The sequence below is a fragment of the Pectobacterium hainanensis genome (genome assembly GCF_046237015.1).
GTDB lineage: Bacteria > Pseudomonadota > Gammaproteobacteria > Enterobacterales > Enterobacteriaceae > JBJYIN01.
Genome location: NZ_JBJYIN010000002.1, coordinates 276,424 through 303,306 on the forward strand (window position 1 = coordinate 276,424; position 26,883 = coordinate 303,306).

Annotated in this window: 27 protein-coding genes; 20 read left to right on the forward strand and 7 right to left on the reverse strand. The window is 49.2% G+C overall.

Annotation, left to right across the window (positions count from 1 at the left end):
* Window positions 1-3 precede the first annotated feature (3 nt).
* From mepA to ACKPVM_RS03390, 4 genes are read left to right on the forward strand one after another with little or no spacing between them, the layout of a single operon-like run.
* Window positions 4-849, forward strand: coding sequence for a penicillin-insensitive murein endopeptidase (mepA, locus tag ACKPVM_RS03375; RefSeq protein WP_409306889.1), 846 nt, complete (start codon window positions 4-6; stop codon window positions 847-849).
* 3 nt (window positions 850-852) lie between these two features.
* Window positions 853-1,653 (forward strand): sulfite exporter TauE/SafE family protein, encoded by an 801-nt coding sequence (locus ACKPVM_RS03380; RefSeq protein WP_409306891.1) that lies wholly within the window; start codon window positions 853-855, stop codon window positions 1,651-1,653.
* 17 nt (window positions 1,654-1,670) lie between these two features.
* Window positions 1,671-2,216 (forward strand): elongation factor P hydroxylase, encoded by a 546-nt coding sequence (locus ACKPVM_RS03385; protein ID WP_409306962.1) that lies wholly within the window; start codon window positions 1,671-1,673, stop codon window positions 2,214-2,216.
* Window positions 2,217-2,249: 33 nt separating this feature from the next.
* Window positions 2,250-2,537: a YfcL family protein gene (locus ACKPVM_RS03390; RefSeq protein WP_409306893.1), complete on the forward strand. Its 288-nt coding sequence runs from the start codon at window positions 2,250-2,252 to the stop codon at window positions 2,535-2,537.
* Window positions 2,538-2,589: 52 nt separating this feature from the next.
* Here the strand turns inward: ACKPVM_RS03390 and ACKPVM_RS03395 are convergent, their stop codons facing one another.
* The 4 genes from ACKPVM_RS03395 to mnmC form a co-directional block, all read right to left on the reverse strand.
* Window positions 2,590-2,901, reverse strand: a complete 312-nt coding sequence (locus ACKPVM_RS03395) for an AzlD domain-containing protein (RefSeq protein WP_409306895.1) — start codon at window positions 2,899-2,901, stop codon at window positions 2,590-2,592.
* Complete coding sequence (locus ACKPVM_RS03400) at window positions 2,898-3,548, reverse strand: AzlC family ABC transporter permease (RefSeq protein WP_409306963.1); 651 nt, start codon at window positions 3,546-3,548, stop codon at window positions 2,898-2,900. Before ACKPVM_RS03400 ends, ACKPVM_RS03395 begins: the two co-directional genes overlap by 4 nt.
* A gap of 278 nt (window positions 3,549-3,826) precedes the next feature.
* Window positions 3,827-4,606: an AraC family transcriptional regulator gene (locus ACKPVM_RS03405; RefSeq protein WP_409306896.1), complete on the reverse strand. Its 780-nt coding sequence runs from the start codon at window positions 4,604-4,606 to the stop codon at window positions 3,827-3,829.
* A gap of 131 nt (window positions 4,607-4,737) precedes the next feature.
* Entirely contained in the window at window positions 4,738-6,756 is a 2,019-nt protein-coding gene (gene mnmC / locus ACKPVM_RS03410) for a bifunctional tRNA (5-methylaminomethyl-2-thiouridine)(34)-methyltransferase MnmC2/FAD-dependent 5-carboxymethylaminomethyl-2-thiouridine(34) oxidoreductase MnmC1 (RefSeq protein WP_409306898.1), read from the reverse strand.
* Between the two features lie 158 nt (window positions 6,757-6,914).
* Here mnmC and fabB point away from each other — a divergent pair, with 158 nt between their 5' ends.
* Window positions 6,915-8,132, forward strand: a complete 1,218-nt coding sequence (gene fabB, locus ACKPVM_RS03415) for a beta-ketoacyl-ACP synthase I (RefSeq protein WP_409306900.1) — start codon at window positions 6,915-6,917, stop codon at window positions 8,130-8,132.
* Window positions 8,133-8,343: 211 nt separating this feature from the next.
* Here fabB and flk read toward each other — a convergent pair whose 3' ends face one another.
* Both flk and ACKPVM_RS03425 read right to left on the reverse strand, forming a co-directional pair.
* A complete protein-coding gene (flk, locus tag ACKPVM_RS03420; protein WP_409306902.1) occupies window positions 8,344-9,594 on the reverse strand; it encodes a flagella biosynthesis regulator Flk in 1,251 nt (416 codons plus the stop codon).
* 94 nt (window positions 9,595-9,688) lie between these two features.
* Window positions 9,689-10,588, reverse strand: a complete 900-nt coding sequence (locus ACKPVM_RS03425) for a DMT family transporter (protein WP_409306904.1) — start codon at window positions 10,586-10,588, stop codon at window positions 9,689-9,691.
* 123 nt (window positions 10,589-10,711) lie between these two features.
* Between ACKPVM_RS03425 and ACKPVM_RS03430 the strand changes: the two genes are divergently transcribed.
* The 9 genes from ACKPVM_RS03430 to purF all read left to right on the forward strand — a co-directional run bounded on the left by ACKPVM_RS03430 (window position 10,712) and on the right by purF (window position 20,024).
* On the forward strand, window positions 10,712-11,848 hold the full coding sequence (locus ACKPVM_RS03430) for a DUF3410 domain-containing protein (protein WP_409306906.1): 1,137 nt from the start codon (window positions 10,712-10,714) through the stop codon (window positions 11,846-11,848).
* Window positions 11,849-11,935: 87 nt separating this feature from the next.
* On the forward strand, window positions 11,936-12,946 hold the full coding sequence (locus tag ACKPVM_RS03435) for an aspartate-semialdehyde dehydrogenase (RefSeq protein ID WP_409306908.1): 1,011 nt from the start codon (window positions 11,936-11,938) through the stop codon (window positions 12,944-12,946).
* A 26-nt stretch (window positions 12,947-12,972) separates the two neighbouring features.
* On the forward strand, window positions 12,973-13,812 hold the full coding sequence (gene truA, locus ACKPVM_RS03440) for a tRNA pseudouridine(38-40) synthase TruA (protein ID WP_409306964.1): 840 nt from the start codon (window positions 12,973-12,975) through the stop codon (window positions 13,810-13,812).
* 154 nt (window positions 13,813-13,966) lie between these two features.
* Entirely contained in the window at window positions 13,967-14,629 is a 663-nt protein-coding gene (locus ACKPVM_RS03445; RefSeq protein ID WP_409306910.1) for a DedA family protein, read from the forward strand.
* 228 nt (window positions 14,630-14,857) lie between these two features.
* Window positions 14,858-15,772: an acetyl-CoA carboxylase, carboxyltransferase subunit beta gene (gene accD / locus ACKPVM_RS03450; protein ID WP_409306912.1), complete on the forward strand. Its 915-nt coding sequence runs from the start codon at window positions 14,858-14,860 to the stop codon at window positions 15,770-15,772.
* An 81-nt stretch (window positions 15,773-15,853) separates the two neighbouring features.
* Window positions 15,854-17,122 (forward strand): bifunctional tetrahydrofolate synthase/dihydrofolate synthase, encoded by a 1,269-nt coding sequence (gene folC, locus ACKPVM_RS03455; RefSeq protein WP_409306913.1) that lies wholly within the window; start codon window positions 15,854-15,856, stop codon window positions 17,120-17,122.
* On the forward strand, window positions 17,112-17,846 hold the full coding sequence (gene dedD / locus ACKPVM_RS03460; RefSeq protein WP_409306915.1) for a cell division protein DedD: 735 nt from the start codon (window positions 17,112-17,114) through the stop codon (window positions 17,844-17,846). Before folC ends, dedD begins: the two co-directional genes overlap by 11 nt.
* A 138-nt stretch (window positions 17,847-17,984) precedes the next feature.
* The gene (gene cvpA / locus ACKPVM_RS03465) at window positions 17,985-18,485 is read left to right on the forward strand and encodes a colicin V production protein (RefSeq protein WP_409306917.1); all 501 of its coding nucleotides are present in this window, start codon (window positions 17,985-17,987) and stop codon (window positions 18,483-18,485) included.
* A 21-nt stretch (window positions 18,486-18,506) separates the two neighbouring features.
* A complete protein-coding gene (gene purF, locus ACKPVM_RS03470) occupies window positions 18,507-20,024 on the forward strand; it encodes an amidophosphoribosyltransferase (protein ID WP_409306918.1) in 1,518 nt (505 codons plus the stop codon).
* Between the two features lie 53 nt (window positions 20,025-20,077).
* Here purF and ACKPVM_RS03475 read toward each other — a convergent pair whose 3' ends face one another.
* Window positions 20,078-20,218: a hypothetical protein gene (locus ACKPVM_RS03475; protein ID WP_409306919.1), complete on the reverse strand. Its 141-nt coding sequence runs from the start codon at window positions 20,216-20,218 to the stop codon at window positions 20,078-20,080.
* Between the two features lie 307 nt (window positions 20,219-20,525).
* Between ACKPVM_RS03475 and ACKPVM_RS03480 the strand changes: the two genes are divergently transcribed.
* The 6 genes from ACKPVM_RS03480 to hisP all read left to right on the forward strand — a co-directional run bounded on the left by ACKPVM_RS03480 (window position 20,526) and on the right by hisP (window position 26,849).
* Complete coding sequence (locus ACKPVM_RS03480) at window positions 20,526-22,643, forward strand: TonB-dependent receptor (protein ID WP_409306966.1); 2,118 nt, start codon at window positions 20,526-20,528, stop codon at window positions 22,641-22,643.
* A 146-nt stretch (window positions 22,644-22,789) separates the two neighbouring features.
* A complete protein-coding gene (locus tag ACKPVM_RS03485; RefSeq protein ID WP_409306921.1) occupies window positions 22,790-23,359 on the forward strand; it encodes a UbiX family flavin prenyltransferase in 570 nt (189 codons plus the stop codon).
* Window positions 23,360-23,752: 393 nt separating this feature from the next.
* Complete coding sequence (locus tag ACKPVM_RS03490) at window positions 23,753-24,532, forward strand: lysine/arginine/ornithine ABC transporter substrate-binding protein (RefSeq protein ID WP_409306922.1); 780 nt, start codon at window positions 23,753-23,755, stop codon at window positions 24,530-24,532.
* A 129-nt stretch (window positions 24,533-24,661) separates the two neighbouring features.
* On the forward strand, window positions 24,662-25,351 hold the full coding sequence (gene hisQ, locus ACKPVM_RS03495) for a histidine ABC transporter permease HisQ (protein WP_409306924.1): 690 nt from the start codon (window positions 24,662-24,664) through the stop codon (window positions 25,349-25,351).
* Window positions 25,344-26,060 (forward strand): ABC transporter permease, encoded by a 717-nt coding sequence (locus tag ACKPVM_RS03500; RefSeq protein ID WP_409306926.1) that lies wholly within the window; start codon window positions 25,344-25,346, stop codon window positions 26,058-26,060. Before hisQ ends, ACKPVM_RS03500 begins: the two co-directional genes overlap by 8 nt.
* Window positions 26,061-26,075: 15 nt before the next feature.
* Entirely contained in the window at window positions 26,076-26,849 is a 774-nt protein-coding gene (gene hisP, locus ACKPVM_RS03505; RefSeq protein ID WP_409306928.1) for a histidine ABC transporter ATP-binding protein HisP, read from the forward strand.
* Window positions 26,850-26,883: the final 34 nt, after the last annotated feature.

The window sequence follows — 26,883 nt, forward strand, 5'->3', positions numbered from 1 at the left end:
ATCATGAAAAAAGGGTTTGTTGGGGTGATGGCACTGGTGCTGAGTGCGCCATTGTTAATGAAAATGGCGTGGGCGAAAACCCCCTGGCAGGAAATAACCCATCCGGTGGGCGGCACGTCGCAGTCCATCGGTAGCTTTTCCAATGGGTGTATCATTGGCGCGCAGCCTTTACCATTGCAGGCATCTGACTATCAGGTGATGCGAGTCGATCAGCGACGTTATTTTGGTCATCCCGATCTCTTGGCGTTTATTCATCGTCTGAGCGTTAATGTAAAACGTCGTACAACGGGTAACCTGCTGGTAGGTGATATGGGGATGCCAGCGGGTGGTCGATTCAGCAGTGGGCACGCCAGCCATCAATCCGGTCTGGATGTGGATATCTGGCTGCAATTGCCGAAGCAGCGTTGGAGTCAGCAGCAATTGCTGAACCCTCAACCGATTGATCTGGTGACGGCAAATGGCCGCCAGGTTAATCCGCGTCACTGGCAGAGTGAAATCACCACGCTGATTAAATTGGCGGCGCAGGATAATGACGTTACCCGAATTTTTGTGAATCCGGCGATTAAAAAGCAGTTGTGTACCGAAGCAGGGCACGATAGGGATTGGTTGAACAAGGTTCGTCCCTGGTTTGCTCATCGGGCACATATGCATGTTCGCCTGCGTTGTCCAGCCGATAGTCTGGAATGTCAGGATCAAGATCCGCCCCCGGCAGGAGATGGGTGCGGTGCTGAGTTAACCAGTTGGTTCCAGCCTAAACAACCGGGCGGCGAATCACCGGTCAAAACATCTCCACCTCCTTTACCTCCGTCTTGCCAGGCTTTGGTCGACAGACATTTTGCAGCGGAATAATTCATGGACTGGTTTGTTGTAGGGCCCGAAATGTTGGGCATTTTGTTTTTTGTTGCTGTCTTGGCGGGATTTATTGATTCGATTGCCGGAGGCGGTGGTCTATTGTGTCTCCCTGCATTGATGGCGGTTGGGCTTTCTCCTGCTCAGGCATTGGCAACCAATAAACTTCAGGCTGTTGGCGGTTCTTTTTCGGCCAGTCTGTATTTTATCCGTCGACGTGCAGTCAATCTCGGTGAGCAGAAGTTGGCTATTGCGCTCACTTTTGCCGGATCGACGTTTGGTGCCTGGCTGATTCAACAGATCCATGCTGACTTTTTGCGGCAGCTACTACCGGTATTGATCATCGGTATTGGCCTCTATTTTTTGTTGTCACCCAAAGTCGGAGATGAGGATCGTCAGCGCCGTCTTTCCGGGCTGCCGTTTGCAATGGTTGCAGGCGGCTGTGTGGGCTTCTACGATGGTTTTTTTGGTCCAGGAGCCGGGTCATTTTATGCGTTATCGTTCGTTATGCTGAGCGGTTTTAATCTGGCAAAAGCGACGGCGCATGCCAAGATACTTAACTTCACGTCGAATTTCGGCGGCCTGTTGTTCTTTATCTTGGGTGGAAAGGTGATGTGGGGGCTAGGGGCCGTGATGTTGGTCGGACAGTTTCTCGGGGCGCGGCTTGGCGCAAAAATGGTGCTAAACAAAGGGCAAAAACTGATTCGCCCAATGTTGGTGATAGTCTCTGCCGTGATGAGTTGTAAGCTCATTTACGATAGCCATGGAACGGAGATCGGTGCCTGGTTGGGGCAGTTTTTCTGATGACGACGAATAAGAAAATGGATAAACATCACTACCAGCAACTGATTGATATCTTTGGCGAGTGTTTTAGCAGTGAATACAATACCCGTCTGATTAAAGGCGATGATGAACCCATTTATCTGCCCGCTGATGAGCATGTTCCCTACCATCGGATTGTTTTCGCCCATGGTTTTTATGCCAGTGCGTTGCATGAGATTTCTCACTGGTGTATCGCGGGGGCTCAGCGTCGTTTGCTGGTTGATTTTGGCTACTGGTATTGTCCTGATGGCAGAGATGACGATACGCAAAAGCAGTTTGAATCGGTTGAAATTAAACCACAGGCTTTTGACTGGCTATTTTGTGTTGCGGCGGATTTTCCGTTTAATGTCAGTTGTGACAATCTGAATGGCAGCAGCGAGCCGGATCGGATCGCATTCCAGCGACGCGTACATGCGCAGGTGATGACATATCTGGAGAAGGGCATTCCCCCACGTCCAGCACGCTTTATTCGTGCATTACAAGCGTTTTACCATACACCGTCGCTGACGGCAGAACATTTCCCGTATCCAGCCGATCTTTGCTGAATGCGTGAAGAAGAGATTAACCGAGGGTAATAAATGATCGCAGAATTTGAAGTGCGTATTCTGGCGCTGATTGATGACATGGTAGAGCATGCCAGCGACGATGAGCTTTTTGCCGGTGGCTACTTGCGTGGTCATTTAACGGTGTCGGTGGCGGAAGCCGAAGAACAGGGTGAGCAGACATTAGAGGCGTTGCACCGTCGTGTGAGTGAAAGTATCGACAAGGCGATTAAAAACGGTGAGTTGTCCCCACCGGATCAGATTCTGGTTAACCGTATGTGGGATACGTTGTTCCAACAGGCGCAGCATTCGCAAACGCACTAACGCCGCTGGCGATGATGAACCCATTTTATGGGTTCATCAGTAAGCTTTCTGTCTACATGAGTGAGCTCAGCAAATAAAAGAGAGTCAGGCTGACTAGCACGCAGACCACCATATTTCGAATAAAAAACGCAATAATGACGCAGAGGATCGCGCCCCAAAAATAAGGATTATCGGGAAAAGGACGCAGTTCTCCTTGTGCGAATACGATGATCGGTCCACACAGTGCGGTGAGTAGGCAAGGTGCAGAATAGTTCAGCATATCTTTAATGATCCCGGGTAATTTAACCGGTGTTCGTGGTTCAAGGAAAACATACCGATTAAAAAAAACAATAGCGGCAAGTGAACAAAGTAATAACCAGCTCATGCATGTTCCTTGAGTAAACGAGAAATAATGACGGAGAAAAGCATGCCGCAGAGGCCAGCGATTATCACGGCGCCTTCAACATGGTAATAAGACAGCAGTATGGAAAGCAGGAGTGATAATGCCACTCCGGCCACGACGCTGAGCCGATTAATCATTGGGACGATTAGCGTAATAAACGTGGCGATGATTGAAAAATCCAGATGGTACTTATCCAGATCGGGAATAGCCGTCGCCATAAAAATGCCCAGCAGGCTAGCGATATTCCAAGTGAGATAAAAAACCAGACCAGCTCCGATGAGATAGCCGGGCGTCAGCGTTTTTTTATTTTTTTTGGCAATGCTCAATGCAAATAATTCATCGGTAAGGAGAAAACCGATAGGAATACGAAAACGAATATTTAAATGGGCAATAAAAGACCTGAGCGTTAATCCGTAAATAAAATGTTGGGCAGTGATAAAAAATACGGAAACCAGCAGAGTGAATACGCTGGCTCCAGATAGCAATAGCCCTAACGTTACCAACTGTGCGGCACCGGCAAAGATAATGGCTGACATACCAATAGATTGCCATAGTGTCAGGCCGGACTGAATGGCCATTGACCCTGCTAATAATCCCCAGGGAATGACCGAGAGGCATAGCGGTAGCATTTCTATCGAACCAGAAATAAAACCACGCCAGGGAGATAGCGTTTTATTTCCCTTATTTTTTTCAGACAAATGTGTGTCAGAAACGTCAGTTTTCATTGATGACGACATCCTAAAATCATATTTATGGATGTAGCCTACGATGATAAAAAACGGATGTATTGGACGAAATTGCGCGGACTAGCGTGGGTTTTTTAAGGTAACAGCTGATAATCAGCGGCAGGGACATGCAGCGAACGGATAAATTCGCCGGGTGTGACGCCCTGTGCTTTTTTAAAATGTCAATTGAAATGGCTTTGATCGGAAAAACCACATCGGGAAGCGGCGGATAATATGCTGTGTCCTGTTAAGAGTAATGATTTTGCTTTTCTCAGGCGAGCCTGAATCAAATAAGCATGGGGAGGCATACCGACGGATTTTTTAAATTGTCGTAAGAAATGCCATGGACTGAGCATGGCGAAATCGGCCAATTCGATCAAAGAAAGGTCACGTTCAGGGCAGGCATCCATTAACGCTTTGACGTTGGTAATATGATGATCTGCATCAGGTAAATGCCGTTCGTGGATCCTGCTTTTACCGTAGCGCATGATCAACCAGGCGAGAGAAGAGAAAAGCAGACTCTCCTTCAGTAGCGTATTTCCCTCCTGCGTGAGCAGAGTAAACGTCATACGCAATTGTTGCGACAGGCCAGGATCGTGAACGACGGCATCGGGAAACCAAGGCACCGACCCTTGTGGCTGTTGCATATCACGGGAAAGAGAACAGAGTAAATCAGGATTGGGGTAAATCGCTCGATATGCCCATCCATCGGCCATCGCGGAATATCCCGTATGAATCTCATCGGCATTCACCAAAATAATATCGCCTTTGGGGGCGACATGCTCACCACCCGTGCGATAAAACCGCTGCGCACCTTCCTCAATGACGCCGATGCAAAAGTTTTCATGGGCATGTCGGGAGAATCGTTGCTTTTTATAGTGGGCCTGAAGCATTTCAAGACCGCCAAATTCCTTCAGATGGCTGAATTGGGTTAGCTCCTGGCTTTTTTCCTTTTCGTTCATTTAATCTCTCTCATGCTGCGATGGGGTTAACTCTTTATTGTTTTACGTAGCGGTTTATTCCTACACATTGAGCCTCCTTGGGTATAGAACAAAATTGCTGTCGATATCATCGAGGGGCATCAGATGTTCAGTCAGACAGGTCTGCCTTTTAATAACTTTCTGATCCAAAATCGATTTGGACTTAGCGCCGCTAATGTTTCCCTGTCTAACGGCAGCGGTTCGCCATAAATTTGCGCGGCCAATATTTCTGCTGAGAGCGGTGCAGAGCAGAGTCCTCGCGATCCTAATGCACCGATAATAAAGAGATTTTGATAAACAGGTGCGGTAGGGATGTTTGCCGCCGGATGCTGTTGTTGGTGCAAATCCTGATAAGCGGTCAATGTTTGTTGATAGTGTGGAACGGCACCCAGTAACGGAAGATGATCGCGTAACGCACAACGTATTCCCTGACGGGCTTTATTCCCACTAATGTCGATTTGTCTTGCCCAGTCGGCTTCAGGCAGGCAATGCCATAGCCGCTGGCGATTCTCAATTTGTTCTGCTTCGCGATAATCGCAACGGGTATCGCCTCGTTGATAACTGGCGCCTATACAATGTTCCTGATGTTGTGGGCTGACTGGCGTGAGATAGCCGTCATAACACAATACCTGTTTCAACTGCTGTAGTTCGGGTGTCGTCGGGATATGACTGACTTGTCCGCGAACCGGATAGCTTGGTAATTGCTGAGTTTGTGCCCAGTCGGATATCTGATCGCCATTCGCCAGTACCAGCGTTGCATGGGTGACCTGCTGCCCATCGCCAAGTGTTAATGTCCAGCCATCAACCGTTTGTTCGAACGAGGAAACCCGCGTATTCATGCTAACCGTTAGCCCTTGTGTCTGAGCCAACGCCATTGCTGAGGCGGTCAGTTCTGCTGGGCATAGCCATCCTGCATCAGGGTAGGTGATGCCCCCAACCCCCAGCGTTAACCCACTCTCTGTTTCGAGTTGTTGTGCGGTTGCGCTAAACACCAGTTCAGTTGGCCATGCACCTTGCAGGATATGATCAATCTTGCGGGCGCTTTTATCATCATAAGCGAGTTGACTGACGCCACACCACTGGTGCTCAAAGTCCACACCTTGCGCGGCGAGCGCAGCGTATTGACGCCGGGCAAAGGTAAAAGCAATTGAGAAGAAGCGAGAAAGGGCATCGTGTTTGTCATTCAGTAGCGGATAGAGCGCACCTTGTCGGTTGCCTGATGCGCCGGCGGCGGGTTGTGCCTCTGCGCAGTAGAGTGTGACACGGGCTCCGCGCCTTTGTAGGGCGAGTGCCGTTAAGACACTCGCAATACCGCCGCCAATGATTGCTGTGTCATGGGGGCGTTCCCCGGCTGAACGGTGATACCACGGTGCAGACAACGAGGGGGGCGGTGCGAAAGGCAACATGCCATTCAGCATTTCGCGTTTCTGACCAAACCCTTTGATTTTGCTGACGTTGAATCCGGCCTGTTGTAATCCGCGGCGAACAAACCCTGCCGCGGTAAACGTGGCGAATGTCCCGTGTTCACGGCATAGCCGTGCCATGGACTGAAATAAGTTATTTGTCCACATGTCCGGGTTTTTAGCAGGGGCAAAACCATCTAAAAACCAGGCATCGACCTGATGGGTCAGTGAGTCATCCAACTCCGGCAATAGCGCATTCACATCGCCAAGCCAGAGATCGAGAATAATGGTTCCTTCGGCCAGAATGAGTCGGTGACAGCCTGTTAGCGGTATTGGCCATTGCTGACGTAGCTCGTCAGCAAACGGTGATAGCTCAGGCCACTGAGCATGTGCGGCCTCAAGATCGTGCTGACGAAGCGGAAATTTTTCAAAACTAATGAAATGTAATCGCTGTAACGTGGCATCTGGCGATTGTTTTTTGAATTGATCGAAGGCTTGCCACAGCGTGAGAAAATTCAATCCTGTGCCGAAACCTGTTTCTGCAATGATGCAGTTGGCGCGAGGGTGTGTCAGGAATCGTTCAGGGAACTGATTGCCCTGTAAAAAGACATAGCGTGTCTCTGCCAGTCCATCCTGATTAGAAAAATAGACGTCATCAAACTGTTGCGATACAGGTGTACCCTGTTCATTCCAGCTCAGGGAGGCGTGCTGGAGGGGAAGGCTATTCACGGCAACTGACTCATTATTCAAGCGATGCAATGATTTTAACGAGCGGAATGTCTGGGGGCAAATTTAGCAAAAGTTCGGCTGATCGGACTTGTTCAGCTTACAACTGTACGCTAAAGTGCGTGGCGAAATCCCAATTTTATAAGTGGAAGAGGTATTGAATGAAACGTGCAGTGATTACTGGTCTGGGGATCGTATCAAGCATAGGTAATAACCAGCAGGAAGTGTTGGCTTCTTTGCGTGAAGGACGTTCAGGTATTACTTTTTCTCAAGAGCTGAAAGATTCCGGCATGCGTAGTCACGTCTGGGGCAATGTTAAACTGGATACTGCCGGACTGATTGAGCGCAAAGTTGTACGTTTCATGAGTGATGCCTCTATCTATGCTTTCCTGTCAATGGAGCAGGCCGTTGAAGATGCGGGGCTGGCTCCAGAAGTCTATCAATGTAACCCTCGCGTGGGATTGATCGCCGGTTCCGGCGGATCTGCCCGTAATCAGGTTCTGGGCGCTGACGCAATGCGTAGCCCGCGTGGATTGAAAGCGGTTGGTCCCTATGTGGTGACCAAAGCAATGGGGTCGGGCGTTTCAGCCTGTCTGGCGACGCCGTTTAAAATCTACGGTGTTAACTATTCGATTAGTTCTGCCTGTGCCACATCAGCACACTGTATCGGTAATGCGGTTGAGCAAATTCAGATGGGCAAACAAGATATTGTATTCGCTGGCGGCGGTGAGGAACTGTGCTGGGAACTGGCGTGTGAATTCGATGCTATGGGCGCGTTGTCGACCAAATATAACGACACACCAGAAAAAGCCTCTCGTACCTACGATGCGGATCGTGATGGTTTTGTTATCGCGGGTGGCGGTGGCATGGTGGTGGTCGAAGAGCTTGAACATGCGTTAGCGCGTGGTGCCCATATCTATGCCGAAGTGATTGGTTACGGTGCGACATCTGATGGTGCCGACATGGTTGCGCCTTCTGGTGAAGGTGCGGTGCGGTGCATGAAGATGGCGTTGCAGGATGTTAACGCCCCAATTGATTACATCAATACGCATGGGACGTCTACGCCAGTGGGCGATGTGAAAGAGTTGGGGGCGATCCGTGAAGTTTTCGGCGATAACATTCCGGCAATTTCTGCGACGAAAGCCATGACCGGTCATTCACTGGGGGCGGCTGGCGTACAGGAAGCTATCTATACCCTGCTGATGCTGGAACACGGCTTTATTGCACCAAGCATTAACGTCGATACTCTGGATGAACACGCCGTAGGGATGAATATCATCACGGAACCTACCGAGAGAAAACTGACGACGGTGATGTCCAACGGCTTTGGCTTTGGTGGAACGAATGCCGCGTTGGTCATGAGCAAATTCGAAAAGTAATTCCCTTCAGTTAACGTTAAACGTATACCCAAAATAATTCGAGTTGCATGAAGGCGGCAACCGCATGAATCCCCAGGAGCTTACTCAGGTAAGTGACTGGGGTGAGTAAGGGTAGCCAACGCACAAGCAACTTGAAGTATGACGGGTATAGCTGTTTAAACACAGCTATGCTTACGCCCGCACTGCCTATCCTTTGCCGACCTATCTATTGTCAGAGTAGAACCCATAACAGAAACGTGACGACGCAAACGCTGACAATCACCAGAAACAATGGTTTCTGGAATAAAGATTGCCAATTCAGCGGTAGTGACGCAATTAAAGGGTTAAGCAACGGTTGTGGATGGGAGGCGAATGTTGCCCATCCATTTTCCTGTGCTCGTTGAATACGCTGCGCAAACAGAAGCGTCAGGATGTCATTCATTTGCATTGGCGTGAGCGGCGTTTGTAACCCGAGATGAAAACGGTTCTGAGTGTAATCCAGCAGCATTTGCTGTTCTTGTGCCGTTAGGGGCTGTTGCAAGGCATTTTGCAGCACGGAGAGACTCGATGCGGCGAACGTTGCCGCCGTTTGTGGATTGGGCTGCGATGTTAAAAGAGATGCGTTGGCCTGCGTTGCGGCATTGCTATTGGCGGTGGCTGGTTGTCCCGGTTGGCTGGAATCGGCAATACCGGCCTGACCCGGCTGTGGTTGCGGTGCTGCAGGTAACGGTGAAGCCATTTGCTGGGTATGATGCACCAGTTGCAGCGTTGACTGTGCCTGAATAAATTGAGTCAAGAATGGCAGGTTTTTTAGCGGGATGGCCTCACCCGCTTTTAAGTTTTGCATGGACATCAGCGTCGACCAGATTTTGGCTGGCTGCTCTTGCATCTGAGAGGCTACCCGATTGACTAATTGGTTCAGGCTGTTCTGTTCGGCAGGGTTTAGCGGTCGCTCAATGGTGTTAACGATAGTCTGTGATGAGGGTGACGCCGTGGTGGAGGATTGCGTCAGTCGTCCATTTTGCAATAGCGTGACCACTTGTTGCAGTTGCGCCTTACTGAGCGAACCCAGGACAGTATGACCGAATTGCTGGCGAATGAAATCGCTGACGGTCTGTCGGTTGTTCCCCTGAGATAGCATATCGGTCAGTTGTTGCAATAACTGCTGACGCCCACCGCTATCCTGTGCCTGCGTTAACCGATTTTGCAACAGTTGTTCCGCAGGTTGGTAATGACGTGATTGCAGCTCTGCATTTTCCGTCAATCCAAGCCCTTGCTTCACGTTATTCCATATTTCTGTCGCTTTTGAGGTGGTTAACGCCGCCACTTTAAGCACCAGATTTTCCAGCGTCGTACGTTGTGCCGGGGTGAGTGGCTGATCGCCATGATCGCTGCTGGCTGTACCCGCAACGGATGACGATGTTGATGATGTGACCGAACGTTCACCCGGCAATGGCGCACCAGGTCCGCTTACAGGTTGCATACTGGCTATCCTCGCCGCTGGCCGTTAATGGGAGGAATCATAGCAAGCTCTCTGCACCTTCGATAGCATAATACACGGTAAAATCGGGTACTAATTACGATGATTTTCGGTGAGTAATCGGACGTCTCAGTCGTTGTGCAAGAATGACGCCCAGTAATGTGATGCCACCACCAACCAAATGGTAGTCATGTAGTGACTCACGCAGAAAGATAATGGCAATAATCGCGGTAAATAGCGGCGTCAGGTTCATGAAGATAGAGGCCGTGTTTGCCCCCAGACGCATGACGCCCTGAATCCACATGAATGGTGCGATGATGGAAGCCATAATTCCGGCGAAAACAACCAACGGAATATTCTGGTGGTTGAGTTCTATGCTGTCAGCGAACAGAAAATTGGGGAGCAGAAGTAATACGCCAAACGTGATTTGTGTATATAACGACAGCCAGTTAGGCAGGGGAATATCCCAGCGTTTGGTTAGCACACCATAGAGTGCATAGGCTCCTGCGGCACAGAACATGAGAATTTCACCGATACCAATACCCTGAGAAAGAATCATTTCTGGATGACCAGCGCTGACGAGCCAGACGATACCGCCGAACGACAGCAGGCTCCCTATGATGATGCCTTGTGTCGGCGCGACGCGAAGTAAAGGGATACTGACGATCACGGTTAATAAAGGCACTAACGATCCCAAAATACCCATCATCAGCGCGCTAATGGTATGTGCGGCGTAATAGGCCAAACTTTGGTATAGCGCCATCCCCAAAAATCCAAGAAACATTAGTTTCCAGCCATATTGACGAATGGTCCGCCAGTGTTTGCGTACGCCCGGTAGCATAAACGGCGTCATAACCATAAAGGCGAGCAGCCAACGATAAAACGAGATCGCGGCCGGATCGATGGCGGTGGCGGAAAGTTTGTTAACGATCACATTGGCGGACCAAATCAGAACGGCGATGATGGGGAACAGCGTATTCAAATTGATGCTTCTCATAATGCGGTAAAACGTTGAGTTTAACACTGTGCTGAACGGAGAATAAGCATTTGGGCTTATCCTTCATTCAGTGGCAGAATAACGACCCTATTTTGGCAGGCTGACCGGTTATCGGGGACGAAAATGAAAATTCTGGTTGATGAAAATATGCCGTATGCCCGCGAGTTATTTCGTCGCTTGGGCGAGGTGAAGGTCGTACCGGGTCGTCCGCTCCCTCCGGAATGTCTGCAAGACGCGGACGCCCTGATGGTGCGTTCGGTTACGAAAGTGAATGCCGAATTATTGACTGGAACGACGATAAAGTTTGTCGGCAGTGCGACCGCAGGCACTGATCATGTCGATCAGCGCTGGCTTGACGCGAACGGCATTCATTTTTCCGCTGCGCCGGGGTGTAATGCCATCGCGGTGGTCGAATATGTCTTTTCCTCCATGTTGATGCTTGCCGAACGCGATGGTTTTGAGCTACGAGATAAAACTGTCGGGATCGTCGGCGTGGGAAATGTTGGACGTCGGCTAAATGACAGGCTGCGGGCATGGGGGGTAAAGACGCTATTGTGCGATCCACTCAGAGCCGATCGTGGTGATGTTGAACATTTCTTGCCGCTGGATGCATTGGTTCGAGATGCTGATATTTTAACCTTACACACGCCGCTGTATACCGATGGCCCTTACCGAACAAAGCATCTGGTCAATGCAGCCGTTCTGAATGATTTCGCCGATGGGCGCATTCTGATCAATGCCTGTCGCGGCCCGGTGGTGGATAACACCGCATTGCTCGCCGCATTGAAAAAGGGAAAACAGCTCAGCGTGATCCTTGATGTCTGGGAACCTGAACCCGCGTTATCGACTGAACTGCTGGCGCTCGTTGATATTGGGACGGCGCATATCGCTGGCTATACGCTGGAGGGTAAGGCGCGAGGAACGACTCAGGTGTTTGAGGCATGGAGTGCGTTTATCGGCCATCCTGAGCAGGTCGTTTTATCGTCCTTATTGCCTGAGCCAGAATTTGCCCGAGTGGTGCTGACATCGCCGCTGAATCAGGCGTTATTAAAGCGTTTGGTGCATCTGGTGTATGATGTGCGCCGCGATGATGCGTTATTACGTCAGGCTGCACATTTAAGTGGTGGTTTTGATCGTCTGCGTAAGCATTATCAGGAACGACGCGAATGGTCGTCACTTCAAGTCATCTGTAACGATAGCGCCAGTGCCGCGTGTCTGAGTCAACTGGGCTTCAACGCCGTTGTCGCGACCGATCTTTGACGTATTTTCATGGTAATAACAGAATGAGTCTGCGGGGAGTCTTATCGTCGCAGGCGTTTTTATTCATCAATATTGGGAGAAAACCGCATGTCTGACGGCTGGAATATTGCCTTGCTGGGGGCGACGGGCGCTGTGGGAACGGCGCTACTAGAGTTGTTGCAGGAGCGTGAATTCCCTGTGGGCGAACTCTATCCACTGGCCAGCGAGCGGAGCGTGGGTGAAATCATTCGTTTTAATGGAAAATCTTGTCCTGTTGAAGATGCAGTGGATTTTGACTGGTCGCAGGCGCAACTGGCGTTTTTTGTTGCAGGGCAAGAGGCTAGTGAGCGTTATGCTGAAGAAGCCGGTAATGCGGGTTGTCTGGTGATCGACAGCAGTGGATTGTTTGCGTTGGAGCCCGATGTGCCGCTGGTTGTACCGGGTGTCAATTCTCACGTGCTGGCGGATTACCGCAATCGTAACCTTGTCGCGGTGGCCGATAGTTTGACCAGCCAATTGCTGGTTGCAATTAAACCATTAACCGATGTCGCCGGTTTATCCCGTTTGCACATTACTACCTTGTTGTCCGTTTCTGCTCGCGGTAAAGCCGCCGTGGACGATTTGGCTGGGCAAAGCGCGCGCTTGCTGAATGGTATTCCACCCGAGCCTGGGATTTTCCCAAAACAGTTGGCCTTCAATGTATTGCCGCTGTTGCCTGATACTGAAGGTAGCGTTCGTGAAGAACGTCGTCTGGTGGATGAAGTCCGTAAGGTATTACAGGATGATGGATTGCCACTGTCGGTGACCTGCGTTCAGTCGCCGGTGTTTTACGGTCATGCACAAGTGGTTCATCTGGAGGCATTACGTCCGCTTTCAGCGGAAGAAGCGCGCAGTGAACTGCTGCAAGTCGAAGCGGTGCAGGTTAGCGATGAGCAGGATTATCCGACTCAGGTGGAGGACGCCTCTGGCAATGTACAGCTAAGTATTGGCTGTTTACGCAATGATTACGGTATTCCTGAACTGCTGCAATTTTGGTCAGTGGCAGATAATGTGCGTTTCGGCGGGGCATTAATGGCTGTGGAAACGGCGGAATGTCTGGTACAGGAGTATCTGGGGTAATGTCGGAGTCGATGTCGGTGGGTGCGATGCCAGAGGATGAGCGCACCGGACAGAATAGTCATGAAATGGCGTTGCTTAACGTTGCATTAGGCATTGAATATGACGGCAGTCGCTACTATGGTTGGCAGCGTCAGGCCGAAGTTGCTAGCGTTCAGGGCTGCCTGGAACAGGCGTTGAGCAAGGTGGCTGATGAGCCTATTACGGTGTTCTGTGCGGGACGCACGGATGCTGGCGTACATGCTACCGGGCAAGTTGTGCATTTTGCTACACAGGCGAGACGTAAAGATGCGGCGTGGACAATGGGCGTTAATGCCCATTTACCTCCCGATATTGCCGTGCGCTGGGTGAAAACCGTGGATGACGATTTTCATGCGCGTTTTAGCGCCACTGCCCGTCGTTATCGTTATGTCATCTATAATCATCGCTATCGTCCCGCCGTGTTGGCTCACGGGGTCACGCATTGTTATTTACCCCTTGATGCCGAGCGAATGGCGCGGGCAGGGCAGTGTCTGTTGGGCGAGAATGATTTTACGTCTTTTCGTGCCGCGCAATGTCAGTCGCGCACCCCCTGGAGAAATGTAAAACATTTAAAGGTTACGCGTTACGGTGCCTATATCGTGGTAGATATTAAGGCGAATGCCTTTGTTCATCATATGGTTCGTAACATTGTCGGAAGTCTGATGGAAGTCGGCGGTGGCAATCAGCCGGAAACGTGGATCTCGGATCTGCTGGCGGCAAAAAATCGCTCGTTGGCGGCGGCGACGGCTAAAGCTGAAGGGTTGTATCTAGTTGAGGTGGATTACCCTGAACGTTTCGCGTTGCCAAGGCCCCCGATAGGACCACTGTTTTTGAGCGATGAATGTTGAGTAATGGTTTTGTGTTGAGCATGCTGGGGTAACCGAGGGTGACGTTGCCAGCGGCGAGTGATAATGCGGGTGCCAGGGAGGGGAAATGACAATCGAAAGTAATGTGTATCGAACGTAGTGCGTATTGATACGGCTTATCGAAAGAGATTTTCTTATGGAATTTATACAGTTTATTATTGATTTTATTCTGCATATTGACGTGCATTTGGCGGAACTGGTCGCGGAATACGGTGTCTGGATTTATGCCATTTTGTTTTTGATTCTGTTTTGTGAAACCGGGCTGGTCGTCACGCCATTTCTGCCGGGTGATTCTTTGTTGTTTGTGGCGGGCGCATTGGCAGCATTGCCAACGAATGACCTGAATGTGCACACCATGGTTTTACTGATGATTAGCGCGGCGATTATTGGGGATGCGGTGAATTACACCATTGGACGCTTGTTTGGCGAAAAGTTGTTCAGTAACCCCCATTCAAAAATCTTCCGGCGCAGTTATCTGGACAAAACACATCAGTTTTATGAACGCCACGGAGGCAAAACAATAATTCTGGCGCGGTTTGTCCCAATTGTGAGAACATTCGCGCCGTTTGTTGCTGGCATGGGGCATATGAGTTACCGCCATTTTGCCGCTTATAACGTTATTGGGGCGCTGTTATGGGTGTTGCTATTCACCTACGCAGGGTACCTGTTCGGTGATTTGCCGATCGTGCAGGAAAACCTTAAGCTTCTAATTGTTGGTATTATTGTTGTCTCTATTCTACCCGGCGTGATTGAGATCGTTCGGCACCGTAGAGCGGCAGTACGCAGCAATGTAAAATAAGTGAAAAGTATTTTAACATCTTATTCGACCAGTTTTTTATCCACAGTACTGGATCGTTATGGTTTAATGGGCAGCATTTATGGTCTGTTCTCGGAATAATCCTTGATGCCAATGCCTTAAATCCCGCGATGAGCACGGGTTTTAAGCATTTTTTAGTGGGTTATGTTGCCAGGAAATAGATGAGAACAGCGGACTGGCATGTGCCAGGTTCAAACAGAAAGGTTATCAATGAGCTGGATTGAACGAATTCTTAATAAAAGCAATATCACACCGACCCGCAAAGCGAACATTCCTGAGGGTGTCTGGACGAAATGTGATAGCTGCGGTCAGGTTCTGTATCGTGCAGAGTTGGAGCGTAATCTGGAGGTTTGTCCGAAGTGTGACCACCATATGCGTCTTTCTGCGCGTGCTCGTCTGCAAGCGTTCCTGGATAAAGAAGGAACGGTGGAACTGGGTAGTGAGCTGGAACCGAAAGATGTCCTGAAATTTCGGGATTCGAAAAAATATAAAGATCGTCTGGCTGCGGCGCAAAAGCAGTCTGATGAAAAAGACGCCCTTATCGTCATGAAAGGGACGTTGTACGGTATGCCGGTAGTCGCTGCGTCCTTTGAATTTGCCTTTATGGGCGGATCGATGGCTTCAGTGGTCGGCGCACGTTTTGTCCGTGCCGTTGAACAGGCGTTGGAAGATGGATGTCCGTTGGTCTGCTTTTCAGCCAGCGGGGGCGCTCGTATGCAAGAGGCGTTGATGTCGCTGATGCAGATGGCTAAAACCAGTGCCGCTCTGGCCAAAATGCGCGAACGGGGTTTGCCGTATATCTCCGTGCTGACAGACCCAACGATGGGCGGTGTTTCGGCGAGTCTGGCGATGCTAGGCGATCTAAATATCGCGGAACCCAAAGCGTTGGTGGGTTTTGCCGGACCACGCGTTATCGAACAAACCGTGCGTGAAAAGCTGCCGCCGGGTTTCCAGCGTAGTGAGTTTCTGATTGAAAAAGGCGCTATCGACATGATCGTTCGCCGCCCGGATATGCGTTATAAACTGGCGACAATCCTTGCCAAGTTGACCAATCAACCAGAACCGGGTAACGATGTGGTCGAACACCACGGTGATACTGCGTCCGAACCACAGGATGAAGTGTAGCCGAACCAATGAACAGGAAGCGTGAGCCACAATGCTCATGCTTCCTGTATAAAATGAACCGTAAGCCAGTGAACGGGACTCATGAATAATCTTCAAATACCCCAAGCCACGTCGCCTATGGTCACGTGGCTTCATTATCTGGAACATCTGCACGCTCAGGCCATTGATTTGGGATTGGAGCGCGTTAAGCAGGTAGCCGAACGTCTTCAATTACTCCAGCCTGCCAGCACTGTCTTTACCGTCGCAGGCACCAATGGTAAGGGAACAACGTGTTGTACTCTGGAGTCCATATTGATGGCTGCCGGTTTGCGCGTTGGTGTCTATAGTTCCCCGCATTTATTGCGTTATACCGAAAGAGTGCGTATTCAGGGCGCGGAGCTGCCGGAGTCACGCCATTGTCAGGCATTTTCTGATATTGAAATGGGAAGAGGGGATATTTCTCTTACCTATTTTGAGTTTGGGACGCTTGCCGCGTTACAGTTGTTTAAGCAGGAAAATCTGGACGTCGTGATTCTGGAGGTTGGCTTAGGTGGTCGGCTTGATGCGACCAACATTGTTGACGCGGACGTCTCTGTCGTGACGAGCATTGCAATCGATCATACTGATTGGTTAGGCAAGGATCGCAATAGTATCGGCAGAGAAAAAGCGGGCATCTTTCGCCATGGTCATCCGGCCGTTGTCGGTGAGCCGGATATGCCAATCTCGATAGCTGAGGTGGCGCAAGAGAAAGGCGCGATATTATCGCGTCGTGGACGCGATTGGGATTTTTCTGTTCAACGTGATGGCTGGAGTTGGCAGAATAAACAGCGTGAGCTGTCCGGTTTGCCAATGCCGAACGTGCCTTTGGCTAACGCAGCTACTGCACTCGCTGCGTTGAACGATTCGCCGTTGAATATCAGCGAAGAGGCTATCCGTCAGGGGCTGCGGCAGGCCGCATTACCCGGACGTTTCCAGATTGTTCGTGAAAAACCCATGTTAATTCTGGATGTGGCACATAACCCTCACGCTGCGGCATACCTGGCTAGCAGACTGACAGCTTTGCCTAAAACGGGAAAAACTCGTGCAGTCATTGGTATGCTGGCGGATAAGGATATCCCCGGTACGCTGGCTTATTTGCAGCCGCTGGTGGATGAATGGTATTGCGCACCGCTGGAAGGGCCACGCGGTGCGTCCGTTGAACAACTAACAACGCATCTGGCGCGCAGTCAATCGTTCGCCGATGTTGCTAGCGCGTGGCGTCAGGCGTTGGTGGAATCAACTGAGCAGGATATTGTTGTAGTGTGCGGATCTTTTCATACGGTAGCGCATGTGATGGAAGCGCTGGATGAGGAGAACGGAAATGGCGAGTAAATTTCAGAATCGCCTGGTTGGAACCGTTATTTTGGTTGCCTTGGGGGTGATCGTGTTACCCGGCCTGTTGGATGGTAACAAAAAGCACTATGAGGATGAGTTTGCGGCGATCCCGTTAATCCCGAAGCCGGGGGATAGCAATGAAATGGACTCGCTGCCGCCGTTGAACCAGTCTTTGATCACTCAACCGCCGGAAGGAGCGGAAGAGGCGATGCGAGGTTCTGCGCCAGCCGTCGATACGGCTACTCCTACCGAGAACGTTGCGCCAGCGACAAATACGCCGGTGGTCACCGCGCCACCGATTGTGGTAGAGCGGCCGCCAGTGCAGGCACCGGTCCAAACGCCGGTTGTGCCAAAAGTGCAGCCGAAACCGGAGGTGAAACCTAAAGCGGAGCCTCGGCCTGAACCGAAACCCGAACCGAAGCCAGAGATTAAACCCGAGCCTCGAACGGAAACCCCGCCAGTTGAACAGGCGCCAACTGGGCAGGCTTATATCGTTCAACTGGGGGCGCTGAAGAATGCGGATAAAGTGAATGAAATTGTCGCTAAGCTTCGCCTCTCTGGCTATAGGGCTTATACCGTACCGACAACACCCATCGCAGGACAGATTACACGTATCTATGTTGGTCCGGATGCCTCAAAACAAAAGCTTCAGGCATCGTTGGGCGAGCTACAACAGTTGAGCGGACTCAGTGGGCAAGTACGGTCACATAGCGTTCGGTAAGCGGAAATCTGCCTTTATTATCGATTGATAAAATCGGCAGAAATACGCTACGCAAACGTTTTCTTTTTCTGTTAGAATTCGCCGCGAACAGGATGACGTCGCGGCTACTGATAGCCTCGTTCATTATTAGGATCGTTCATGGTTTGGGTTGATTACGTCATTATTGGCATCATCGGATTTTCGGCTCTGGTCAGCTTGATTCGAGGGTTTGTTCGTGAAGCGTTGTCATTGGTCACTTGGGGATGTGCATTTTTTATCGCCAGCCATTATTACGCCTACCTTGCGATCTATTTCACTCGTTTTGATGACGAACTGGTACGTAACGGTATCGCTATTGCCATCCTGTTCATTGCGACGTTGATTGTGGGTGCTATTGTCAACTATGTGATTAGTTCACTGGTCGAACGCACTGGGTTATCCGGTACTGACCGCGTATTAGGCATTTGTTTTGGTGCGTTGCGCGGCGTGCTGATTGTCTCTGCGCTGCTATTCTTTTTGGATACCTTTACTGGTTTTTCACAGAGTGCCGACTGGAAGCAGTCCCAGTTAATCCCGCAGTTTAGCTATATTATCAGGTGGTTTTTTGACTACCTGCAAAGCACGTCAAGTTTCTTGCCGCAGCACGTCACGCTGCGGTAGCGCTGATGAGGAAAAGACACCATGTGCGGTATTGTCGGTATCGCCGGTTTTACACCGGTCAACCAGTCGATTTATGACGCGTTAACGGTGTTGCAACACCGTGGGCAGGATGCAGCGGGTATTGTAACCATCGATGCCTTAAATTGTTTTCGCCTGCGCAAGGCCAATGGCCTGGTAAAGGACGTATTCGAAGCTCGGCATATGCAGCGTTTACAAGGAAATATGGGGCTTGGTCATGTGCGTTATCCGACAGCGGGCAGCTCCAGTGCTTCAGAAGCGCAGCCTTTTTATGTCAATTCTCCCTTCGGGATCACACTGGCACATAACGGTAATCTGACGAATGCGCACGAACTGCGTAAGAAGTTGTTTGCACAAGAGCGTCGTCATGTTAACACCACGTCAGATTCGGAAATTCTGTTAAATATTTTTGCCAGAGAACTGGATCGTTTCCAACATTACCCGCTGGAAGCCGATAATATTTTTGCCGCCGTTGCCGCCACACATCAGCAAATTCGTGGCGCTTATGCCTGCGTCAGCATGATTATTGGGCACGGGATGGTGGCATTCCGCGATCCTAATGGGATCCGTCCTCTGGTGATTGGCAAACGCGATTTGGAAGATGGACGCAGCGAATATATGGTGGCGTCGGAAAGTGTGGCGTTAGATACGCTGGGCTTTGAGTTCCTGCGTGATGTTGCACCGGGTGAAGCGATTTATATCACTGAGAAAGGGCAGTTATTTACCCGCCAGTGTGCTGAGAACCCGAAAAGTAACCCTTGCCTGTTTGAGTATGTGTATTTTGCTCGCCCTGACTCGTTCATTGACAAAATTTCTGTCTACAGTGCTCGTGTGCGTATGGGGCAGAAGCTCGGCGAGAAAATCGCGCGGCAGTGGGAAGATTTGGACATCGACGTGGTCATTCCGATTCCTGAAACGTCTTGTGATATCGCGTTAGAAATCGCTCGTATTATTAATAAACCGTACCGTCAGGGGTTTGTGAAAAACCGCTATGTGGGACGGACATTTATCATGCCGGGGCAATCGGCGCGTCGTAAATCCGTTCGCCGCAAGTTGAATGCGAATCGGGCTGAATTCCGTGACAAGAATGTGCTGCTGGTGGATGATTCCATTGTGCGTGGCACAACGTCAGAGCAGATCGTCGAAATGGCTCGCGAGGCGGGGGCGAAGCGTGTTTATCTGGCTTCTGCTGCTCCGGAGATCCGTTTCCCGAACGTTTATGGTATCGATATGCCAAGCGTCAATGAGCTGATAGCCCATGGTCGCGAAGTCGAAGAAATTCGTCAAATTATCGGCGCGGATGCCCTGATTTTCCAGGATCTGGAGGATTTGATTGCCGCTGCTCGTGAAGATAATCCAGATATCGTGCAATTCGAGTGCTCGGTATTTAATGGTGTCTATGTGACGAAGGATGTCGATCAGGGTTATCTCGATTATCTGGAAGCGTTGCGCAATGATGATGCCAAAGCATTGCGTAGCCAAAATGAAGTTGAAGATCTGGAGTTACATAACGAGGGATGATGCTGGCGGTGAATGTTAACGCGGTAATGTGCCGGGTTATCTGATAAACCGATTTATTTTCCCGCACATCGTTCATTCGCCTTTCCTTCATAGGGAAGGATTAACGGATTGATAATATAGTAACTTTCTTCCCAGCGATGGGAGAAATGGATCAGTTTAAAACGTTTGATATCAATCGATAAAAAAGGGAGCATGCTTTGGCATGTTCCCTTTTTTTACATGAGAACACGATATCAACATCCTCGTTGCAAGCCACGAACCGTCAGGAAAAACACTTCCAGCTGTACCGTTGTGCCTTCCCATTCGCCAAACATTGAACATTATTTCAGTCATTCGTTTGATCGATCATACAAACCATCGATACATAACTAACACAGTTCACTCAAAACGATCACATTTGTCATTTATTGATTGAAAATACTAATAATTATCATTTACATTGTTGGGTGTTTTTTTACACAATTTCTTGCAAAAATATTCAACAACAATAAAGGGCATATGATGAAATATACCTCTTTGATTTCTATTAGAAATGCAGTATCTCTGGCGTTAGCGACAACCGCGTTAAACACGATTGCAGCTGAAAATAACAATGATGTTTTTGTTGTTACTGCAAGTGGTTATGAACAAAAGCTGACCGAAGCAGCGGCCAGCATTTCTGTCGTTAGTCAGGATGAGTTAAGCAAGCGTAAGTATAACGATCTGGCTGAAGCATTGAGTGATGTTGAGGGCGTTGATGTACGCAGCACTACTGGAAAAACCGGTGGATTGGATATCAGTATTCGCGGTATGTCCAGTGATTACACCTTAATTCTGGTGGATGGTATTCGTCAGAACGGTACTGCTGATGTCACGCCTAATGGTTTTGGCGCTATGAACACCAGTTTCATGCCACCGCTGTCAGCGATTGAGCGAATTGAGGTGATTCGTGGCCCAATGTCCACATTGTATGGTTCTGAAGCAATGGGCGGCGTGGTCAATATCATTACCAAGAAAGTCGCAAAAGAATGGTCGGGAACGGCAACGCTGGAACACACGTTCCAGGAAGATACTGACTATGGTGATGCCTCTAAGTTCTCTTTCTATTCCAGTGGCGCTCTGGTGGAGGATTCACTGGGATTGGCCTTACGTGGCAGTATTTTCCGCCGCGAAGCGTCGGAAGTGACAAACTCATCTGGAGAGTTGTTAAATCAGCGGGGCGCAAATCCAGTCAAATCAGATAACTATCTGCTTGGCGGTAAACTGAGCTGGCAGGTCAATGACAAGAATACATTGTGGTTGGATGGCGAGATCGCTAATCAAAAATACGACAATAAAGAGAATCAGCTCGGCACGATAGGGGTGGTTGGCGGTTATGAAGATACGCTGCGTTACCAGCGTCGTAAAGTGACGTTGGGCAGTGATAATCAGTTGGATTTTGGTACCTGGAATTCCAGCCTTTCTTATAATCAGACGGAAAATAAAGGACGCTTGATTACCTCAGACTCAGTGCCCGATAACTCCAGCGCTGCTGGTGATAAGCGTTTGCTGAAAAATACCAACATTATGCTTGATACCAAACTGGTTGCCCCATTAGGGGATAGCCATCTGTTTACCGTTGGCGGTCAATATTGGAATGCCACAATGAAAGACGGCATTGTTCTGGCAAATTCCGGCGGAAAATTTGAACAGGATTACTGGTCACTGTTTGCTGAGGATGAATGGCGACTGTTGGATTCACTGGCATTCACGGGTGGAGCGCGTTACGAATACAATGATACGTTTGGTGGTCATGTCAGCCCGCGAGCCTATCTGGTCTGGAATGTCATGGATGAATTGACGGTGAAAGGAGGTGTCAGCACCGGTTATAAGACTCCTTCGCTGGCACAATTACACAATGGTATTAGTGGGGTGAGTGGCCAGGGAACGGTCACCACGATTGGTAATCCGGATCTTAAGCCGGAAGAAAGCGTCAATACCGAGCTGGGTGTGTATTATGAGCACTATTCGGGATTTGGTGCTAATGCCACGGTGTTCCAGAATCGCTACCGCAATAAAATCAGCTCGTTAACGGTTGATGATTTTTCCAGTACACATACCAATGTTGGCAAAGCAAGCACCGAAGGGGTGGAACTGGCGACGACGATACCATTATGGTCGGATAGCTGGACGATGAACCTGAATTACACGTTCACTGATAGTGAGCAGAAGGATGGTAAGAATAAGGGAGCCCGTTTGACAAATACACCAAAGCATATGGCTAATGCTCGGGTTAATTGGGACGTTAACGAGAAATTGTCCACATGGTTGAAAGCGGAATATCGTGGTAAAACGGCGCGTTATACGCAAAATTATGGGTCGTTAACGGATGGGCAAAAGGCGGCGTATGACGATAAAGGCGCTGATTTCAAATCGTATACCGTGTTCAACTTGGGGGGATCATATAAGTTGTCGAAAGATGTGACCGTCAATGGTGCGATCAATAACCTATTCGACAAAGATTTCTCCAGCGGTGTACGCACATATGGTACAGGAAGGGGGGCCTTCACAACGGGAGACTATTATTCATTTAGTCGTTCAACGAGCGGATCTGTCATCACGGGGCGGAATTACTGGCTATCCGTTAACGTGACATTCTGATGTTGAAGCTGGGGATGTTCGTGAGAACGTCCCCGATGCCGATCACCTCGATTTATTCTTGCTTATCGCTAACCATTGCGGCAAAGTCAGCGCAAATCACTCATGCGCATTCATTCATCGTATGCGGCTAGTCAGAGACTATATTGATGAAGCGACTTATTATTGGTATTTCCGGTGCCAGCGGCGTGATTTATGGCGTTCGGCTATTGCAGATTTTGCAGCCTATCGAAGGGATAGAAACGCATCTCATCATCAGTAATGCCGCCCGGCAGACACTGGCGCTGGAGTCTGATTACAGTCTGCGCGATGTACAGGCATTGGCGGATGTTGTCTATGACTCCCGCGATATTGCCGCCAGTATCTCCTCTGGCTCATTTAAAACTGACGGCATGGTGATATTGCCTTGTTCGATCAAAACCCTGTCGGGCATCGTGCACAGCTACAGCGATAATCTGCTGACGCGAGCAGCCGATGTGGTGTTGAAAGAACGTCGTCCGCTGGTGCTTTGCGTACGAGAAACGCCGCTTCATTTGGGGCATTTACGTTTGATGACGGCTGCCGTCGAGCTTGGCGCGTTGATTATGCCTCCCGTTCCTGCCTTTTATCATCGCCCGCAAAGTGTGCAGGACATTATTGATCAAACGGTAAATCGCGTGATCGATCAGTTTAATATTGAATTGCCAAAAGACTTATTCACCCGTTGGCAGGGGGCATAATAGCGACGTTGTTATCGGCGAGATATATTGCCAATACCCCCATTCAATAACGTGTTCCGCCCCAGAATGGGGCTTTTTAATAACATTGCACCATTTTAATGAGATATTGCGCTTTTATGGTGCAGATCCCTTTCTATTTGTATTGAACGCCTGCCGATAGCTATTCCTTTATTTTAAATAAAAACCAATAAAATCAATTTCTTACTATATTTTTTACATCAAGGTCGATGTTAGACCTGGTTTTTTTCGCTGATTTACCTAAATGGCATGAAAACTGCTATGTTTTGTAATGAGACGAAAACAGCAATCACGTTATCGATTTTTTAAACGGATAAAAACCGTTTGGATGGTTAATATTAATTTAATATCAATGGATTAGGGTGAGGTCACAATATGAATAAGCTGGTGAAAGTTATACCTTTGGCATTCATTTTGGTCGCTGGCAGTGCGATATCTGCCGTGCCTAAAAATATTAAAATTGGTACCGATCCCACTTATGCCCCATTTGAATCGAAGAATGCCAGTGGTGAACTAGTCGGGTTTGATATCGATTTGGCGAAAGAGTTGTGCAAGCGTATTGACGCCAGTTGTACGTTTGTTGAAAGTGATTTCGATGCGTTAATTCCATCGCTGAAAGCCAAAAAGATTGATGCCATTATCTCCTCACTTTCCATCACGGAAAAACGCCAGCAGGAAATTGCATTTACTGAGAAATTGTACGCAGCGAATGCACGTTTGATTGCCAGTAAAACGGTGAAAATTGAGCCCACTTTGGCTTCGTTAGGTGGGAAACGTGTCGGCGTATTGCAAGCCTCTACCCAGGAAGCTTTTGCGAATGCTAACTGGCAGCCCAAAGGCGTAGACGTTGTTGCCTATCAGAATCAGGATCTTATTTATGCCGATCTGGTAGCAGGGCGTATTGATGCGGCGTTTCAGGATGAAGTTGCCGGTAGTGAAGGCTTTTTGAAGCAAGAGATGGGTAAAGACTATGCATTTGCTGGCCCGGCCGTTAAGGATGACACGTTTTTTGGTGTTGGCACAGGCATGGGATTGCGTAAAACGGATACAGAATTGAAAGCGGCTCTGGATAAGGCTTTTGATGAAATGCGTAAAGATGGGACCTACGACACCTTTGCAAAAAAATACTTCGATTTTGATGTTTACGGTGGTTAAGACCGCATCGTTACCTGTCGGGGAACCAAGGGAAAGCCTTTTCCCCGACGTTTTTTAATGTGTTTTTGTTTGGTCGCGGTGCGATACAGGATGCCATTTATTTCCCCTTATTATTCACGGAATTGATCGATGCTTTATGGCTATTCCCAACTCATTCTGGATGGCGCTGCCATGACGCTGGAACTGGCGCTCAGTGCTTTACTGCTGGCGTTGGTTATTGGGTTGATGGGTGCGGGCGCTAAACTTTCCTCCAGCCGATTGTTATCGGGATTTTTTTCCGGCTATACCACATTGATTCGCGGCGTACCTGATTTGGTGTTGATGCTGTTGATTTTTTATGGCTTACAGATCGCACTGAACACGTTGACGGAGGCACTGGGCGTTAGCCAGATCGATATTGATCCGATGATGGCCGGGATTATTACGCTGGGATTTATTTACGGCGCGTATTTCACCGAAACATTTCGCGGTGCTTTTTTAGCGGTTTCTCGCGGACAAATTGAAGCCGCTGTGGCTTTCGGTTTTTCGCCGATGAAAGTATTCCGCCGGATATTGTTTCCTTCCATGATGCGTTTTGCCTTACCGGGGATCGGTAATAACTGGCAGGTTATTCTAAAGGCCACGGCATTAGTTTCTTTGTTGGGGCTTAATGACGTGATTAAGGCTACGCAGTTGGCAGGTAAGGGTGCACATGAACCCTTTTATTTTGCGATCGTGGCAGCGGTGCTATACCTGTTTTTTACTACGCTCTCCAACGGCGTGTTGTGGTGGTTGGAACGGCGCTATTCGCAGGGAGTGAAAAAAATAAGCGATGAATGAAATCCTGCAACAATATTGGCAACCGCTGTTGTGGAGCGATGGTTATCGCATGACCGGGTTGGCGATGACCCTGTGGCTATTGATCTCCTCTGTGACGATCGGCGGTCTACTCGCGCTGCCTTTGGCGGTGGCGCGAGTTTCACCACGTCGACGCTTTAGTTTTCCTGTCTGGTTATTTACGTACATTTTTCGTGGTACGCCGCTCTACGTGCAACTACTGGTTTTCTATTCCGGTGTGTATAGCCTGGAAATAGTGCGTGGCACTGACCTGCTAAATGCATTTTTTCGCAGTGGTCTGAACTGCGCCATTCTGGCGCTAGCATTAAACACGTGTGCTTATACCACCGAAATTTTTGCTGGTGCGATTCGTTCCATTCCACATGGCGAAATTGAAGCGGCGAGAGCTTATGGGTTCTCTCGTTTCAAACAATACCGTCATATTATTTTGCCGGGAGCATTACGTATTGCGTTGCCCGCTTATAGCAATGAAGTGATTTTGATGCTGCATTCCACCGCACTGGCGTTTACCGTCACGGTGCCGGATATTCTGAAAATTGCCCGCGATATTAATGCGTCTACCTATCAGCCGTTTTACGCGTTTGGCATCGCGGCGGTTATTTATCTGGTGATTTCTTTTACGTTAATTGGCTTGTTCAAAAAAGCAGAGCAGCGCTGGTTGCGTCATCTTTATCCCCGTTCATCCCATTAAAAGCAGGAAGAAACTATGTCGAATAATAAGCTGATGGTGACGGAGTTACGTAAACGCTATGGGCTGCATGAAGTGTTGAAAGGCATTTCATTACAGGCTAAAGCTGGGGATGTTATTTCCATTATTGGATCGTCCGGTTCGGGTAAAAGTACCTTGTTACGTTGCATCAACTTTTTGGAAAAACCGTGTGAAGGGGCGATTTATGTCAACGATCAGGAAATACGGATGGTGCGCGATAATGATGGTCAACTGCGGGTGTTCGATAAAAAACAGCTTCAGTTGCTGAGAACTCGCCTGACGATGGTGTTCCAGCACTTCAATTTATGGAGCTTTATGACCGCACTGGAAAATGTGATGGAAGCGCCTGTGCAGGTTCTGGGGCTAACCAAAGCGGAAGCACGTGCCCGCGCCATTTTCTATCTGGACAAGGTAGGGATTACTGGAGCAACACAGGATAAATATCCGGCAAATTTATCCGGCGGTCAGCAACAACGTGTCTCTATAGCCCGAGCATTGGCGATGGAGCCGGAAGTCTTATTGTTTGATGAACCGACGTCGGCGCTTGATCCTGAATTGGTGGGCGAGGTGTTGCGGATTATGCAAAAACTGGCTGAAGAGGGGAAAACCATGGTGGTTGTGACACATGAAATGGAGTTTGCTCGCCATGTTTCCAGCCATGTCATTTTCCTGCATCAGGGGGTTATTGAAGAAGAAGGTCCCCCTGATGCGGTATTCGGTAACCCTAAAAGCCCGCGTTTGCAGCAGTTCTTATCTGGCACGTTGAGATGATGTCTATCTGACAGTTTTGAAAAACGCAGACAGC

What these genes read in the sequence shown, in the direction of transcription:
- mepA (WP_409306889.1), top strand. Translation starts at nt 4, where the DNA reads ATGAAAAAAGGGTTTGTTGGGGTGATGGCACTGGTGCTGAGTGCGCCA.
- ACKPVM_RS03380 (WP_409306891.1), top strand. Translation starts at nt 853, where the DNA reads ATGGACTGGTTTGTTGTAGGGCCCGAAATGTTGGGCATTTTGTTTTTT.
- ACKPVM_RS03385 (WP_409306962.1), top strand. Translation starts at nt 1,671, where the DNA reads ATGGATAAACATCACTACCAGCAACTGATTGATATCTTTGGCGAGTGT.
- ACKPVM_RS03390 (WP_409306893.1), top strand. Translation starts at nt 2,250, where the DNA reads ATGATCGCAGAATTTGAAGTGCGTATTCTGGCGCTGATTGATGACATG.
- ACKPVM_RS03395 (WP_409306895.1), bottom strand. Translation starts at nt 2,901, where the DNA reads ATGAGCTGGTTATTACTTTGTTCACTTGCCGCTATTGTTTTTTTTAAT.
- ACKPVM_RS03400 (WP_409306963.1), bottom strand. Translation starts at nt 3,548, where the DNA reads ATGCTACCGCTATGCCTCTCGGTCATTCCCTGGGGATTATTAGCAGGG.
- ACKPVM_RS03405 (WP_409306896.1), bottom strand. Translation starts at nt 4,606, where the DNA reads ATGAACGAAAAGGAAAAAAGCCAGGAGCTAACCCAATTCAGCCATCTG.
- fabB (WP_409306900.1), top strand. Translation starts at nt 6,915, where the DNA reads ATGAAACGTGCAGTGATTACTGGTCTGGGGATCGTATCAAGCATAGGT.
- flk (WP_409306902.1), bottom strand. Translation starts at nt 9,594, where the DNA reads ATGCAACCTGTAAGCGGACCTGGTGCGCCATTGCCGGGTGAACGTTCG.
- ACKPVM_RS03425 (WP_409306904.1), bottom strand. Translation starts at nt 10,588, where the DNA reads ATGAGAAGCATCAATTTGAATACGCTGTTCCCCATCATCGCCGTTCTG.
- ACKPVM_RS03430 (WP_409306906.1), top strand. Translation starts at nt 10,712, where the DNA reads ATGAAAATTCTGGTTGATGAAAATATGCCGTATGCCCGCGAGTTATTT.
- ACKPVM_RS03435 (WP_409306908.1), top strand. Translation starts at nt 11,936, where the DNA reads ATGTCTGACGGCTGGAATATTGCCTTGCTGGGGGCGACGGGCGCTGTG.
- truA (WP_409306964.1), top strand. Translation starts at nt 12,973, where the DNA reads ATGCCAGAGGATGAGCGCACCGGACAGAATAGTCATGAAATGGCGTTG.
- ACKPVM_RS03445 (WP_409306910.1), top strand. Translation starts at nt 13,967, where the DNA reads ATGGAATTTATACAGTTTATTATTGATTTTATTCTGCATATTGACGTG.
- accD (WP_409306912.1), top strand. Translation starts at nt 14,858, where the DNA reads ATGAGCTGGATTGAACGAATTCTTAATAAAAGCAATATCACACCGACC.
- folC (WP_409306913.1), top strand. Translation starts at nt 15,854, where the DNA reads ATGAATAATCTTCAAATACCCCAAGCCACGTCGCCTATGGTCACGTGG.
- dedD (WP_409306915.1), top strand. Translation starts at nt 17,112, where the DNA reads ATGGCGAGTAAATTTCAGAATCGCCTGGTTGGAACCGTTATTTTGGTT.
- cvpA (WP_409306917.1), top strand. Translation starts at nt 17,985, where the DNA reads ATGGTTTGGGTTGATTACGTCATTATTGGCATCATCGGATTTTCGGCT.
- purF (WP_409306918.1), top strand. Translation starts at nt 18,507, where the DNA reads ATGTGCGGTATTGTCGGTATCGCCGGTTTTACACCGGTCAACCAGTCG.
- ACKPVM_RS03475 (WP_409306919.1), bottom strand. Translation starts at nt 20,218, where the DNA reads ATGCTCCCTTTTTTATCGATTGATATCAAACGTTTTAAACTGATCCAT.
- ACKPVM_RS03480 (WP_409306966.1), top strand. Translation starts at nt 20,526, where the DNA reads ATGAAATATACCTCTTTGATTTCTATTAGAAATGCAGTATCTCTGGCG.
- ACKPVM_RS03485 (WP_409306921.1), top strand. Translation starts at nt 22,790, where the DNA reads ATGAAGCGACTTATTATTGGTATTTCCGGTGCCAGCGGCGTGATTTAT.
- ACKPVM_RS03490 (WP_409306922.1), top strand. Translation starts at nt 23,753, where the DNA reads ATGAATAAGCTGGTGAAAGTTATACCTTTGGCATTCATTTTGGTCGCT.
- hisQ (WP_409306924.1), top strand. Translation starts at nt 24,662, where the DNA reads ATGCTTTATGGCTATTCCCAACTCATTCTGGATGGCGCTGCCATGACG.
- ACKPVM_RS03500 (WP_409306926.1), top strand. Translation starts at nt 25,344, where the DNA reads ATGAATGAAATCCTGCAACAATATTGGCAACCGCTGTTGTGGAGCGAT.
- hisP (WP_409306928.1), top strand. Translation starts at nt 26,076, where the DNA reads ATGTCGAATAATAAGCTGATGGTGACGGAGTTACGTAAACGCTATGGG.